General features: G+C 63.8%; 12 protein-coding genes. All 12 read left to right on the forward strand.

Annotated features, from left to right (window positions below):
* Positions 1 to 13 precede the first annotated feature (13 nt).
* The 12 genes from AAA138_RS05560 (at position 14) to selB (ending at position 14658) form a co-directional block, all read left to right on the forward strand.
* Positions 14 to 1471 carry a hydrogenase 4 subunit D gene (locus tag AAA138_RS05560; protein WP_349089907.1) on the forward strand — a complete coding sequence of 486 codons (1458 nt, stop codon included), beginning with the start codon at positions 14 to 16 and terminating at the stop codon, positions 1469 to 1471.
* A gap of 13 nt (positions 1472 to 1484) precedes the next feature.
* A complete protein-coding gene (gene hyfE, locus AAA138_RS05565) occupies positions 1485 to 2138 on the forward strand; it encodes a hydrogenase 4 membrane subunit (RefSeq protein ID WP_118237867.1) in 654 nt (217 codons plus the stop codon).
* Between the two features lie 3 nt (positions 2139 to 2141).
* Entirely contained in the window at positions 2142 to 3701 is a 1560-nt protein-coding gene (locus AAA138_RS05570; RefSeq protein WP_349089908.1) for a hydrogenase 4 subunit F, read from the forward strand.
* A gap of 3 nt (positions 3702 to 3704) precedes the next feature.
* Positions 3705 to 5477 carry a hydrogenase large subunit gene (locus tag AAA138_RS05575; protein WP_118094114.1) on the forward strand — a complete coding sequence of 591 codons (1773 nt, stop codon included), beginning with the start codon at positions 3705 to 3707 and terminating at the stop codon, positions 5475 to 5477.
* Between the two features lies 1 nt (position 5478).
* Entirely contained in the window at positions 5479 to 6195 is a 717-nt protein-coding gene (locus AAA138_RS05580; RefSeq protein ID WP_349089909.1) for a formate hydrogenlyase complex iron-sulfur subunit, read from the forward strand.
* Between the two features lie 2 nt (positions 6196 to 6197).
* Positions 6198 to 6980: an NADH-quinone oxidoreductase subunit B family protein gene (locus AAA138_RS05585; RefSeq protein ID WP_022095195.1), complete on the forward strand. Its 783-nt coding sequence runs from the start codon at positions 6198 to 6200 to the stop codon at positions 6978 to 6980.
* Positions 6981 to 7562: a formate hydrogenlyase maturation HycH family protein gene (locus AAA138_RS05590; RefSeq protein ID WP_195919718.1), complete on the forward strand. Its 582-nt coding sequence runs from the start codon at positions 6981 to 6983 to the stop codon at positions 7560 to 7562.
* Entirely contained in the window at positions 7562 to 8065 is a 504-nt protein-coding gene (gene hycI / locus AAA138_RS05595; protein ID WP_117584085.1) for a hydrogenase maturation peptidase HycI, read from the forward strand. The genes AAA138_RS05590 and hycI overlap by 1 nt, the downstream gene beginning before the upstream one ends.
* 39 nt (positions 8066 to 8104) lie before the next feature.
* On the forward strand, positions 8105 to 8944 hold the full coding sequence (locus AAA138_RS05600; protein WP_349089911.1) for a formate/nitrite transporter family protein: 840 nt from the start codon (positions 8105 to 8107) through the stop codon (positions 8942 to 8944).
* A gap of 122 nt (positions 8945 to 9066) precedes the next feature.
* Entirely contained in the window at positions 9067 to 11184 is a 2118-nt protein-coding gene (locus AAA138_RS05605; RefSeq protein WP_349089912.1) for a molybdopterin-dependent oxidoreductase, read from the forward strand.
* Between the two features lie 52 nt (positions 11185 to 11236).
* Entirely contained in the window at positions 11237 to 12694 is a 1458-nt protein-coding gene (gene selA, locus AAA138_RS05610; RefSeq protein ID WP_349089914.1) for an L-seryl-tRNA(Sec) selenium transferase, read from the forward strand.
* Positions 12691 to 14658 carry a selenocysteine-specific translation elongation factor gene (selB, locus tag AAA138_RS05615; RefSeq protein ID WP_349089915.1) on the forward strand — a complete coding sequence of 656 codons (1968 nt, stop codon included), beginning with the start codon at positions 12691 to 12693 and terminating at the stop codon, positions 14656 to 14658. Before selA ends, selB begins: the two co-directional genes overlap by 4 nt.
* The last annotated feature ends 34 nt before the right edge of the window (positions 14659 to 14692 follow it).

Below are 14692 nucleotides of genomic sequence, written 5' to 3' on the forward strand. Positions count from 1 at the left end.
GAAGGGAGAAACAATGTCATTTGCAGTCAGTCTGTCCCTTCTCGGCTTGGTCGCTATCGCGGCCCCGATGGTGGCCTCGGTGCTCGTCGCCCTGTTCCCCCGTCCGTACGCCAAGTGGTTCAGCGTTTTGGGTGCCGCCGCCTCGACGGTCTGCACCATCGCCCTCGCCGCGAATTTCGCTGGCGCCGGCATGCCCGACACGCAGGTCCCCCTGGTCTCGTTTGGGCAGACCCTCGTTATGGGATTCACCTTCGATCGCATGAGCACGCTGCTCGCGCCCGCCTTTGTGGGTATCGGCTTGCTTGTCGTGATCTATTCGATTCCCTATATGAGCGAGAATAACCGTGAGCATCCCGACGCACCGCGTCGTCGCTTCTACGCGTACCTCGCGACCTTCATCGGCGCCATGGCCGGCCTTGTGTACAGCTCGACCCTTTTGGGCCAGCTCGTGTTCTTTGAGATCACGGGTGCGTGCTCTTGGGGCCTCATTAGCTACTACATGTCGCCTACGGCCAAGAAGGCCGGCATGAAGGCCCTGATCATTACGCATATCGGTGCGCTCGGCCTGTATCTGGGCGCCGCTATCGTGTTTGCCCACACCGGTACCTTCGCCATCACCGCGATTGCCGGCCTCGACGCCAAGCTCAAGGCTATCGTCCTTTTGCTCGTGCTGTTTGCGGCCTGGGCCAAGTCCGCACAGGTCCCCATGTATATGTGGCTGCCTTCGGCCATGGAGGCGCCGACGCCTGTTTCGGCCTACCTGCATGGTGCCTCGATGGTCAAGGTCGGCGTGTGCGTGTTCGCGCGCGCACTCGTCTCTGCCGGCGAGATTCCCGAGATCGTGGGCTGGGTTGCCATTATCGACGCCATGGTCACCATGCTCTTTGGTTTCCTTATGTACCTGCCGCAAAAGGATATGAAGCGTCTGCTGGCCTTCTCCACGATCGCCCAGCTCTCCTATGTGTTCTTTGGTCTGGGCCTTTCGGTCTTTGGCAGCCAGCTGGCCTTTGATGGCGCTGTGTGCCACATCTTTAACCATGCTTTCGCCAAGACGCTGTTCTTCCTGATCGCCGGTTCGTTCTCCTTTACCCTCGGTACGCGTATGCTGCCCAAGCTTCGCGGCATCGTAAAGAAGTACCCGATCTCGGGCGTGGGCTTTGGTGTCGCGGCACTCGCCATTGCCGGCGTGCCGCCCATGAACACGTTCTTCTCGAAGTTCCAGATCATCGCCGGCGGCTTTTCTGTGGGTGCCGGCAACGTCGCGATCCTGGTGCTCGTGTGCATCATGGTCGCCGAGACCGTCGCCACCTTTGCCTGGTTCCTCAAGTGGATGGGCTATTGCCTGCCCGGCAAGCCGAGTGAAGAGGTCGCTGCGGGTGCCCCGCTTCCCCGCGCGATGGCGTTCGTGTTCATCGTGCTCATCATCATGGTTATCGTCAGCGGCCCGCTTTCGGCCAGCTGGATCGGTTAGGAGGTAGAACGACATGGGTTATTCGATCGTCAACATCCTTGGCGGCCTTCTGATCGTCACGTCCACCATGGTGGTCGTCTCAAAGAACATCAAACATTCCATCCACTGGTATGCGGTGCAGTCGCTGGTGCTCGTGGGACTGCTCGCCACGCTCGGTGTCACCACCGGTGCGCAGGAACTGCTCATGTGGGCTGGATCTGCCTTTATCACTAAGGTTGTCCTGGTCCCTTATATCCTCAACCGCGCATACAAGAAGATGGGTGAGCCGAGCGACGCATCGCTCAAGGCCGGCCTTAAGCCTGCGTGGGCCATTTGCATCATCGCTGTGGAGGTCGCGATCTGCTTTGCCGTCGTGACGCAGATCAGCCTGCCCACGGCCGAGGTCGCAACGCCTGCACTCGCTATTAGCTTCGCTCACTTCTTTGTGGGCCTCACCTGCATTATCTCGCAGCGCAACATCATGAAGCAGATCTTTGGATACTGCCTTATGGAAAACGGCAGCCACGTGACGCTCGCGCTTTTGGCGCCCACCGCTCCCGAGATCATCGAGATCGGTATCGCCACCGACGCCATCTTTGCCGTCATCATCATGTCCATCGTCGTGCGTCGCATTTGGGACGACTCCCACTCGCTCGATGCGCGCGACCTGTCCGAGCTGAGGGGGTAGTCCATGGAAACGTTGATTCTCGCCCTGCTCGCGACTCCTCTGGTGTTCTCGCTAGTCATGGCGTTTTTGCCCAAGAACACGTCCTATAACGTGTTTGCCGGTCTCAACCTGGTCTCCGTCGCAGCCGTCTTGGTGCTGTCGATTGTGACGGCCGGCGACGTCCTTATGAGCGGCGAAACCGCGAGCGCTCTTGGCCTGTGGTTCCACCTCGATTCGCTGGGCGCCATCTTTGTGCTGCTCATCGGCTTTATCGGTTTTCTTACGGGGCTGTTCTCGCTGCCCTATGTAAAGGCCGATATCGAGGAGGGCTCCATGCCCGCCGAGCGCGCCAAGCAGTATTTTGCGCTGTTTAGCCTGTTTGTGTTCACCATGCTGCTCGCGTGCCTGTCCAACAACATGATCCTCACGTGGGCCGCCGTGGAGGCAACCACGCTTTCCACCGTGTTCCTCGTGGGTATCTACAAGAACAAGACGGCCCTCGAGGCTTCTTGGAAGTATGCGATGGTCTGCACCGCCGGCGTGGCCTTTGGCCTGTTCGGTACGCTGCTGATCTACGCCAACGCCGCCGACGTGATTCCCAACGCCCACGAGGCCGCATTCCTGTCGTGCGTGCTGCCGTATGCCGACCAGTTCGACCCGACGCTCATGCGCCTCGCCTTTGCGTTTATCGTGATCGGCTTTGGCACCAAGGCCGGCCTGTTCCCCATGCACACTTGGCTGCCCGATGCCCACTCCCAGGCCCCGAGCCCCGTCTCGGCCCTGCTCTCGGGCGTGCTGCTTAAGTGCGCCATGCTTGTGATCATGCGCTTCTACGGCTTTACTATCCAGGCCGTGGGCGCCGAGTATCCGCAGCTTTTGCTGTTAATCGTCGGCACGCTGTCCATTTTGGTGGCTGCACTTTCGATGTTTCGCCAGGACGACCTCAAGCGCCGCTTTGCGTACTCGTCTGTGGAGAACGTGGGCGTTATCGCCCTGTGCCTGGGTATCGGTGGCCCACTGGGTATCGCCGCGGCCCTGCTGCACTGCGTGTTCCACGGCTTTACCAAGACGCTTGCCTTCTGCGTGTCCGGCAACATCCAGCACGCTTTTGGCACGCGTAGCCTGGCCAAGATCCAGGGCGTCGTCGAGGTTGCCCCCGCAACCGCCGCGCTCGCCGTCCTGGCGCTGCTCGGCCTTGGTGCCTTCCCGCCCTTTGGCATGTTTATCTCCGAGTTCCTGACTTTTGTCGCCGGTGTTACCGCCGGTCCCATGTGGCTGGTCGTCGTGGTCGCCCTCGGTCTTACCGTGGCCATCTCCGCGCTCACCCGCATCGCACTCAAGTCGGTATTCGGCCATGCACCCCAGGGTATGGGCAAGCATGAGGCCCCGGCGCTCATGCTTATCCCCGAAATCATCCTGGCCGTCATGATCTTGTGGTTTGGCATCGCCACCCCGCTGCCTCTCGTGCACGGTGTGGAGACCGCGACCGGCATCGTGCTCGAGCAGAGCACCGAGGAACTTCACGCGACGCCGATGTACCGCGCTGTGTTCGGTACCGAGACCGCTCAGAGCGAGGTGGAGTAACGAATGATTGAAACTGAGAACAAGGTGTATGCCCGTCGCTGCGAGAGCCATGTCGAGGCTCTGCGCCGCGCCGTTCCGGGCTGCATCGAGAAGGTCGAGTGGCAATGCGAGGACCAGCTGACGATTACCGTCAAGCAGGACAAGCTGCCCGAGGCCGTCCACTACCTGTATTACGAGCGCTACGGCTGGATTCCCGTGATTGTCGGCAACGACGAGCGCTCCCTGTGCGGCCGTTACGCCGTGTACTACGTCATCTCCATGGAGGGGGAGGACCCCGGCTGGGTTACCGTGCGCACCGAGGTCGACCCCGCCAAGATGACGTTCCCGTCCGTGACGCCGTTCGTCCCCGCCTGCGTGTGGGGCGAGCGCGAGCTTCGCGACATGTTCGGCCTGATCCCCGAGGGTCTGCCCGACCGTCGTCGCCTGGTGCTGCCCGACGATTGGCCCAGCGGCCTGTACCCGCTGCGCAAGGACTCCATGGACTACCGCTTCCGTCCCGCTCCCGCGAGTGACATGGAAAACTACGAGTTCTTGGCCGATACCAAGGGCAAGGAGACCACGCTCGTCCCCATGGGACCGTTGCACATCACCTCCGACGAGCCCGGCCACTTCCGCCTGTTCGTGGAGGGCGAGACGATCGTCGATGCCGATTACCGCCTGTTCTACGTGCATCGCGGTATGGAGAAGGTCGCCGAGACGCGCCTGAACTATGATGCCGTGACGTTCCTTGCCGACCGTATCTGCGGCATTTGCGGCTGCGCCCACTCGGTGGCCTACGCCGAGGCTGTCGAGCGCGCCCAGGGCATTCACGTCCCGCCGCGCGCGCAGTACATCCGCGCCATCATGCTCGAGGTCGAGCGCCTGCACTCGCACCTGCTCAACATTGGCCTCGCATCGCACTACACCGGCTTCGATTCCGGCTTCCAGCAGTTCTTCCGCGTTCGCGAGAAGTCCATGGACCTGGCCGAGAAACTCTCCGGCCACCGTAAGACCTATGGCCTCAATGTGATCGGTGGCGTGCGTCGCGACATCCTGGCCGAGCAGAAGCTCTCCACGCTCACGACCATCCATCAGCTGCGCTCCGAGGTCCAGGAGCTCGTCGACGTTTTGCTCTCCACGCCCAACTTTATTGAGCGCACGAGCGGCATCGGCATTCTCGACCGTAAGATCGCTCGCGACTTTTCGCCGGTCGGCCCGCTCATGCGTGGCTCTGGCTATGCCCGCGACGTGCGCTTTGACCATCCCTTCGACGGCTACGCCGATCCGGACGTTCAAAAGATGCACGCCGCTACGGCCGACACCTGCGATGCCTTCGGCCGTACCGCCGTTCGCATCCAGGAGGTCTACGATTCGATCGACATGATCGAGACCATGCTCGAGAACTGCCCGTCGGGCCCCATCCTCACCACGGATTGGGAGTACACCCCGCACAAGTACGCCATCGGTGCCACCGAGGCGCCGCGCGGCGAGGACGTGCACTGGGCCATGCTCGGCAATAACCAGAAGTGCTATCGCTGGCGCGCCAAGGCCGCCACGTACAGCAACTGGCCGGTCCTGCGCTACATGTTCCGCGGCAACACCGTGGGCGACGCGGCGCTGATCGTCGGCTCGCTCGACCCGTGCTACTCCTGCACCGACCGCGTGACGGTGACCGATGTCGCCGCCAAGCGCGACCACGTGCTCGACAAGGAGCAGTTCGAGAACGTCTGGCGCGACAAGTCGCCTCTTGCGGGCGAGGGCACCATGGCCGCTCCGCTCGATGAGGAGGCGCTCTAATATGCTGAAGCTTTGGAAGGTCAACGCCAAGGCCGGCGACGCGACGGTCAAGTACCCGTTTGCGCCGTTCCCCACCAACAAGGACATGCGCGGCAAGCCCGAGCACAATGCCGAGCTCTGCATCGCCTGCGGTGCCTGCGGCGTGGCGTGCCCGGCCGATGCCATTCGCATGGACACCGACCTTGCGGCCGACACCATCACCTGGTCGATCGACTACGGCCGCTGCATCTTCTGCGGCCGTTGCGAGGAAGCCTGCCCCATGGAGGCCATCAAGCTCACCGAGGAGTTTGAGCTGGCCGTCATGAGCAAGGACGACCTCACCAGCAAGAGCGTCTATACGCTCGAGCACTGCTCGCGTTGCGGCAAGCCGTTTGCCCCGCACAAGGAGATCGACTACGCTAAGCGCCTGCTGCAAAAGGCCGGCGGCATGGAGGCCGAGCAGGCCGCCCGTACCGCCGGTATGTGCCAGGAGTGCAAGCGCGAGCTCGACGCCCTGCGTGCCGCCTCGGCCGTAAAGACCGGCAACGCGCACGGCATGGCTGCCAACGAAACGCTTGCGTCCGGTGAGCCCCAGGGCCCCGGCATGGAGTATCTGGGCGGCCACGGCGTGAACCCGGAGTATATCGACCGCGAGCTCAACCCCGATGCGCCCGAGATCCCCGCCGGTCCTGCGCCGGTCGAGGGCATCATCATGGATTTTGATACGAAGGAGGAGTAACCATGGCCGAACCCACGCTTTTGCCCGAGCGGCTTCAGTACCGCCCGACCAAGATCGAGCTTGACGAGAGCATCGAGAAGGCCAAGGCGACCCTTCTTAAGAAGATCAAGCGCTCGGTGTATGTCTACCGTGTTGACTGCGGCGGCTGCAACGGCTGCGAGATCGAGATCTTCGGTTCCATCACGCCCGTCTTCGACGTCGAGCGCTTTGGCATCAAGGTCGTGCCCTCGCCCCGTCACGCCGATGTGCTGCTGTACACCGGCGCTGTGACGCGTGCCATGCGCATGCCGGCCCTGCGCGCCTTTGAGGCCGCACCCGATCCCAAGATCGTGGTGTCCTATGGCGCGTGCGGCTGCACCGGCGGCATCTTCTACGACAACTACTGCGTCTGGGGCGGCACGGACAAGATTCTGCCGGTCGATGTCTACATCCCCGGCTGCCCGCCCAGCCCTGCGCAGACCATCTACGGCTTTGCCATGGCGCTCGGTCTGCTGGACCAAAAGCTCCATGCCGAGACCACGGTGGAGGCCGCCGGCGAGCAGGCCGATATCCTGCACCCCGGCGTGCCTTACAAGCTGCGCGTTGCCATCGAGCGCGAGGCTCGCGCCATGAGCGGCTACCGTTACGGCCGCGATTTGGCCAATGAGTTTATGGATACGCTCGAGGGCGCGCCCAAGGGCGATATCCGCGGTGCCATGGCGCTGCTCATCGATAAGCAGGACGATCCGCGCCGCGTTGAGGTGTACTCGGCGCTGCAGGATCTGGTGCTGGCCGGAGGTCGCTAAATGGAGCTCACGGACCGCTCTGGTTACTTTGCGGGTCCCGGCATGCTCGGCGGCTCCTTTGGCGATGCCTCGCGCGCAAGCGACGAGGCCGCCGAGGGCGTCGCCGACCCCTGCCTGGGCCACGCGCCCGACCAGGTGGTCTTCTACGAGCTCACGCGTAAGTTTGTGGAGACCGAGGAAGACGTTCCCCAGGAGGCCTGCGACGTGCTGTACTACACGCTCGCCGTGGGCCACCACACCGGCGTGCTCGACTGCTTTGAGCCGCGCCTGTCGGTGCCGGTGAACGTCTTCTATTCGCTCGTCGACGTGCTGCCGGAGGGGGAGGCCAAGACCAAGTTCGAGGCCATCCGCTCCTTTGGCGAGTGCCAGCTCGACAAGGCGGCGGTGCCGTCGCTGCTCGAGGCCTGCGATGCGTTGCTCGACGAGCGCGGTTTTCGCGGTTCTGCCAAGGCCGGCATTTCGGTGTTCGATGACGACTTTGGCCTGCATGCCCAGCAGGTCGCGTTCTTAATGAAGTTCCGCGATTTGGTGGAGCGCGTGCGCGATGTGTCGGGCGTGTATCTGACGGGAAGGTTGCAGTAATGGGTCGCGTTGTGGATGGCCGTGTGAACGGCGCCCCGTTTGCGGGTATCGTGCTCACGGCGGGAAGCGTGCTGCGTGCCGACGATGCCGCCGGCCCCGTGCTCTCCAAAAAGATGGAAGACGCACCCATCGCCGGTTGGTACACCATCGACGGAGGCCAAACGCCCGAGGACGACATCATCGAGGTCAAGCGTGAGCGTCCGCCTCGCCTGGTCTTGGTTGATGCCGCAGACATGGCGCTGCCCGTCGGCGCCATCCGCTTGCTCGACAAACGTGATGTGGCCCGCAAGTCGATGTTTACCACGCATTCGCTTCCCTTGTCGATTCTGATCGAAGAGATTGAGCAATCGTGCGATGATATCGTCTTCGTCGGAATTCAGCCGGGCGACACGGAGTTCTACAACCCCATGTCCCCGGAAGTCTTTGACGCCGTCGACGCCGTGTACGACGCCGTGGCCGCCAACGACTTTTCCCACTTTGTCCGCTTGGGGCAGGAGCTATAGCAGCGCTTGTCCCTGCTGATTAGGAAAGAAGTGATTGACATGGCAGATTCCAAGGTGGAGTACCCCGCTCCCGATTGCCTGGCGCCCGCCGCGATCGAGGCCAAGACCGAGGCCGCCGGCGTGACCAAGGCCAACCTGCCGGTCGCAAAGGCCTTTCTGTTGGCAATGTTCGCCGGTGCGTTTATTGCCTTCGGCGGCCTGTTCTTTACCGTGTTCTTGAGCGACAGCACTCTGGGCTGGGGTGCCCAGCGCGTCGTGGGCGGCCTGTGCTTTTGCCTGGGCCTGGTGCTGGTGCTGGTGTGCGGCGCCGAGCTGTTTACCGGCAACTCGCTTATGGTCTGCGCGCTCAAGAGCAAAAAGATCACCCTGGTCCAGATGCTCAAGGCCTGGGTCGTCGTGTGGGTCGGCAATTTTGCCGGTGCCCTGTTCATTGTCTTTTTGGTGTACATGGCCGGCATTTACAAGCTCAACGGCGAGGCGGTCGCCAATTCCATGGTGAGCGTCGCCGCCGGCAAGGTGACGATCGACTGGGTGACGATCTTCTTCCGTGGCATCCTGTGCAACATCTTTGTGTGCCTGGCCGTGTGGATCGGTACCGCCGGCAAGACCGTGGTCGATAAGGTCGTGGGCATTCTGCTGCCCATCGCCGCCTTTGTGGCCTGCGGTTTTGAGCACTGCGTTGCCAACATGTACTTTTTGCCCATGGGCGCCGTGATGCACGCGTGCGGCTATGGCGCCGACGTCGCCGGCGCCGATGCGCTCAACGCCGCGGGCATTGCGTTTAACCTGTCCGCTGCCACGCTGGGCAACATCGTGGGCGGCGCGGTTCTGGTCGCGCTCGGCTACTGGTTTATCTATGCCAAGAAGTCCGAGGCGTAAGGTGCCGTCTGTTTGACGTTGGGCCTCCCGCGGGGCGTTGCCGTGCGGGAGGCTTTTTGGGTCTGGGGCTCGTTGCCGTGCTGTTGGCCTGTTGTGTTTGGCTTGTGAAAGGGGTAATCGAGATGGCATCTGCTGTGAAGCGTGACGGTCGCGCCGTGGTGACCACATGCGGGGGATGCTATGCCGATTGCGCCTTTACGGCACGCGTTGAGGACGGTCGCGTGGTGGCCGAGTTGCCGGTGCCGGGGCACCCGTGCGCGGCGCGTGCCCTGTGCGCACGCGGGCGGCATCGCCTGTCTATGCCGTTTGACGAGCGCGACCGGATTTTGCATCCCATGCGCCGCCGAGCTGATGGCTCGGGGTTTGATGCGATTTCCTGGGATGAGGCGTTTGCCCAGATTGCCGAGCGCCTTTTGGGGATTGTTGACGAGCGCGGGCCTCGTGCGCTGGGCATGACACTCGGCGTGCCCTCGTTCGACCGCTACTGGGCCTATCGCTTTATGCATGCGCTGGGCTCGCCCAACGTGTACGGTGCCGACGGTGCCTGCGAGGTAAGCCGTCTGACCGGCTGGGAGCACAGCCTGGGTTATAGTCCCGCCTCCGATTTGGCGCATACCGACTGCATCATGTATTTTGGGCGTTCCATTGTCGATTCGTCGACGATGGGGGCCGTTGATGCGCTCAACGATGCGCGCCGTCGCGGGGCGAAGATCATCGTGGTCGATCCCCGACGCAGCGGCTCGGCTGCGCTTGCCGATCGCTGGCTGCGCGTGCGCCCGGGCTGCGACCTGGCCTTGTTGCTGGGCATTGCGCATGTGCTCATTGCCGAGGACTTGTACGACCGCGAGTTTGTTGCCCGCTATACCACGGGGTTTGACGAGCTGGCGCAGGCGGCTGCTGATTGGACGCCTGAGTGGGCCGAGTCGATGTGCGACGTGCCGGCCGCAGAGATTGTCGCCACGGCGCGCGATCTCGCTGCCGCCGCGCCTGCCGCTGTGGTGGATGCGGGCTTTCATGGTGGCATCGGCATCGCGTATGCCAATAGCACCCAGACCGCGCGCGCTATCTGCTTGGTCGATGTGCTGCTGGGCTGTATTGGACATGCGGGCGGCGCGCTCAATCCGCCCACACCGCTTGCGTTGGGCGATTTGGACCCTGCGCGTTTCGCGACGCCGTCGACGCCACGCGGGCCCAAGTTGGGGTCTGAGCGCTATCCACTGGTCGATCCGGTGCGCGGCCTGTGCACGACCATCGGCCAGTCGATTCTTACCGGGGACCTGTGCGGGCTGATCGTTTACGCCAGCAATCCCGGCGCGGGCTATGGCAATGCGCAGGCTTGGTTGGGCATCTTGCAGCAGCTCGACCTGCTCGTGACCATCGATATCCGCTGGTCCGAGACGGCGCGCGCTTCCGACTTCGTGCTGCCCGATGTGACGTATCTGGAGGCTGATCGCGGCGTGGGCGCAGTCGTGGGCGCCAATGATTCGCGGGTGCTCTACCGCAACGCCGTGCTGCCTGTGCAGCATGATGACACGCGACCGGGGCGGGAGATCTTTGCCGGGTTGGCTGCGGCCTGTGGCGTGGGCGAGTACTTCCAGTTTACGTCCGACGATCTGGCGGCTGCCCAGGTGGCGCCTTTTGGGATCAATCTGGACGAGCTCAAGGAGCGCGGCTGGGCCGACACGGGTGTTGCGTTGCCGTCGCGTACGGGTGAGCCGGCGATTCCCTTGGATGGCGGCAAAATTGCGCTGGCAAGCGACGTATGGGAACGTGCCGGCCTGGGTCGCGTACCCAACTGGATCGCTCCCATGGTGGAGCCTGGCCCGGGGATGTTTCGCCTCATTAGCGGCAATCGACCCTTTGAGTCGCATACCTCGCGCAGGCTCGCGGCCCAAGGTGCCGCCGAGGCTGGGTCGGACCTAGATGCCGTGCAGATGAATGCCGATGCTGCTGCGCACATGGGCATCGCCGGCGGCGAGATCGTCGAACTCGTGAGCGATATGGGCCGTGACCGCGTGCGTGTGGAGACGACGCCCTATCTGCATCCGGCGTGCATCTTCACCTCGGCTGCTCCCGGTGGGCGTTCGTTTGGCGCCGATGCCGGTGGCGCTCATGCTCTGGGCGTGGGCCCGCTCGACCATACACCGTTGCGTTGGGACCCGTTGACCGGCGCTGCGCTCACCCAGGAAAACGCCGTTCGCGTGGAAAAGATCGTCGCGCGCGGGGATAATGACGAGTAATTGACTCAGCTGATGTATTCGACTGGTCCACGTTTCTTTTGAAAGGCTGCACATGAGCGATAGCCAGAACATGTCCGATGAGGTGCGCGCCCGCTTGCGCTCCATTCCTTCCGTCAACGAGCTGCTCGCAGAGTGGCCGGTTGTGAAGGCGGCAGGGGAGACCTGCGACGCGGTGGTGCATGCCGCCGTCACGGCCGAGCTCGACGAGGAGCGCGCCGCCATTCGCGCCGGTGCCGCCCCGCGCTCTAAGCGCGAGCTGGCCTCGGCCATCGAATTCCGCGCGCATCGTTCTGCGCTGCCGAGCCTGCGTCCCGCCGTCAACGCTACGGGTGTCGTTATCCATACCAACTTGGGTCGCGCCCCGCTCGCGGAATCGGCCGCCAAGGCCGTGGCCGAGGTCGCGCGCGGCTACAGCACGCTCGAGTACAGCGTCGACACCTGCTCGCGCGGGTCGCGCAAGGAGCATGCCGCGCAGCTGATCCGCTCATTCACCGGTGCCGAGGACGCGCTCGTGGTCAACAACAACGCCGCCGCGGTGCTGCTGGTGCTGGCGACCCATGCCGCGGGCAAAGAGGTTATCGTCAGCCGCGGCGAGCTTGTCGAGATTGGCGGCAGCTTCCGCATCCCCGACGTCATGGCGGCCTCGGGCGCCAAACTCGTCGAGGTCGGCGCCACCAACCGCACGCATCTGGGCGACTACGAGCGCGCCATCACGCCCGAAACGGCCATGATTTTCAAGGTCCATCCCTCCAACTATCGCATCGAGGGTTTTCACGAGGAGGTGAGCTCAAGGGAGCTCGCCGCGCTGGCGCATAAGCATGGCCTGCTGTTCTACGAGGACCAGGGCTCGGGCGCGCTGCTGCCTGACGACATCCTGGTTCGCGGAGGCGAGGAAACCACGCCGGCTTCGGTTTCGGCAGGGCTCGATCTGGTGTCGTGCTCGGGCGATAAACTGCTCGGTGCCGCACAAGCGGGCATTATCATGGGCCGTCGCGATCTGGTCCAGGCCTGCGGGTCGCATCCGCTCATGCGTGCCTTGCGCCCGGGCAAGCTCGCGCTGGCGGCGCTCGAGGCTACACTGCGCATTTACATGGATGGGGCGGATGTGGCCCATCGCGAGGTACCGGTGCTCAACATGCTCACGCTTCCGCAGGCCCATCTGGAGCGTCGCGCACGCAAGTTGCGCGATTGTATGGTCGCCGGGCTCGATAAGGCCGGTTGCCCGTGCGCCGTTGAGTTGGAGATTGTCGAGGAGTCCTCGACGCCCGGTGGCGGTTCGCTGCCTACCGTTGAGCTGCCCACGATGTGCGTTGCCGTGCGTCTTGTTGACGAGCGTCTGACGGTCGACGCGCTCAAGCGCTCGCTTGTCCAGGACTTCGACACGCCGGTCGTCACGCGAACCTCGCACGATCGCATTCTGTTTGATGTGCGCACGCTCGTGGGCGACCGCGATATTGAGACGGCGGCGTCGACGCTTGTCGCATGCGTTGCCAAGGCGGTGCGCCGATGAGTGGGGCCGAAGCGTTGGTGGAATGTCCCGTTATCGTAGGTACGGCGGGGCACGTCGACCACGGTAAGTCGGCGCTCATCGAGGCGCTGACGGGTAAAAACCCCGACCGCCTGGAAGTTGAGCGTCGTCGCGGCATGACCGTTGAGCTGGGCTTTGGCGAGCTAGCGCTGCCGAGTGGCAAGATCGTTGGCCTGGTTGACGTGCCGGGCCATGCGCATTACTTGCGCGCCATGGTGCAGGGTGCCACAGGTATCGACGTCGCCGTGCTGGTGGTTTCGGCCGTCGAGGGCGTGATGCCACAGACCCGCGAGCACGTGCATGTGCTGGAGCTGCTGGGCGTTACGCATATGGTGGTCGCGCTGACGATGTGCGACTTGGCCGATAGCGAAATGATTGAGCTGGCCGAGCTCGACGTCGATGATTTTTTGTCGGTCACCGTGTTTGCGGACGCGCCGATCGTGCCCGTGTCATCCAAGACCGGCGAGGGGATTGGCGCGCTGTTGGCTGCGCTCGACGAGCAGGTTAGTACCTGCTGGGATTCCTGCCGCGACCGTGCCGAGCGTACCGATGCCGCGCCGCGCTTGCCGATTGACCGCTGCTTTACGATCAAGGGCGCCGGCACCGTCGTGACGGGAACGCTGCACGATGCGCCGGTCGCGGTGGGCGATGAGCTCGTCGCGCTGCCGTCGCGCACGGCCTGCCGCGTACGCGGGATCCAAGTGCATGGCGACACGCAGCAGGCGCTGCCCGGTCAGCGTGTGGCGCTCAACCTGGTGGGCGATGGCGTCGCTGCGCTCGATCGCGGCGAGATGCTCGGCGTGGAGGGTCGCTTTGGCCAGACGCTGCGCTTTATGATGGCGTTTACGTATTTGGGTCGCGAGGGAGCCAAGCCGCGTGTGCTCGAGTCGGGAGCGCGTGTTCACGTTATGGCAGGTACGGCCGAAGTCGTCGGCCGCATCATGCTCATGGAGGGCGAGGCCCCCATGGCGGTGGGCGAGACGCGAGTGGTGCAGGTACGCCTGGAGGAACCGCTGCCGCTGCGCGCCGGCGACCATGCCGTGGTGCTATCGTATTCGCCGGTCATGCTTATTGGTGGCGGCCGCGTGCTGTTGTCGCGCTGCCGTCGCTCGCGCGAGCTTGTTGAGGGGGAGCGCACGCTGTACGCGGCGCTTGAGGCTGGAGATATTGCGGGCGCGGTGGATGCGTGGCTGGCGCTGCAAGCGCTGCCGGTTGCGGCTGCCGATGTTACCGCGGCGCTCGATCTTGTTGCCGGTGAGGCTGAGGCAGCGTTGCGCGAGTTGGTGGCGAAGGGCGCTGCTTGCGCGCTTGCTGGCTCGGATGGCTCGCTGTATGCAGATGCTTCCGCGCTCGATGCCGCGATGGGTACGCTGGCGGCGACCCTGTCCGCCATGCACACGGCTGCCCCCAAGGAGACGGGCTTTACGCCCGGCGCCGTCGCCCATGCTGCTTGGCCTACCGCTGACGATACAGTTGCCGCAGCCCTGATTTCCGAGGGCTGCTCGCGCGGCGTGTGTGCCTCAGAGGGCGCCGAGGTATTCGACCCACACTCCGCTGCCGCCGCGGCGCGTGTGGTGCGCGAGGCCTGCGAACGCATCGTTGCCTTGCTGGACGAAGCCGGCCTCGATGCGCCGACGTTGCCAGAGGTGGGCGAGCAACTGCAGCTCGATCGCGACACCATGACGCGTGCCCTGCGCGAGCTTTCGCTCAACCGCTCCATCGTAAAGGTTGAGCGCGACGTTGCCTTGTCTGCTACCGTGGAGTCGCATGCGCGTGAGCTCGTCGCCGCCGCCATTGCCGACGCCGGTGGCGCTGCTACCACGAGCGCCCTGCGCGAGGCCCTAGGTGTGTCGCGCAAACGTGCCATCAGCATCTTGGAGCACCTGGATGCCGTTCACTTTACGGTGCTCGACAAGGAAGCCGGTGGCCTGCGCTCCCTGCGCTAGATTGGCTGCTCGGTTTGGTAAAATACCGGCGCAC

This window comes from Collinsella sp. CLA-JM-H32B, from assembly GCF_040098065.1.
Lineage (GTDB): Bacteria > Actinomycetota > Coriobacteriia > Coriobacteriales > Coriobacteriaceae > Collinsella.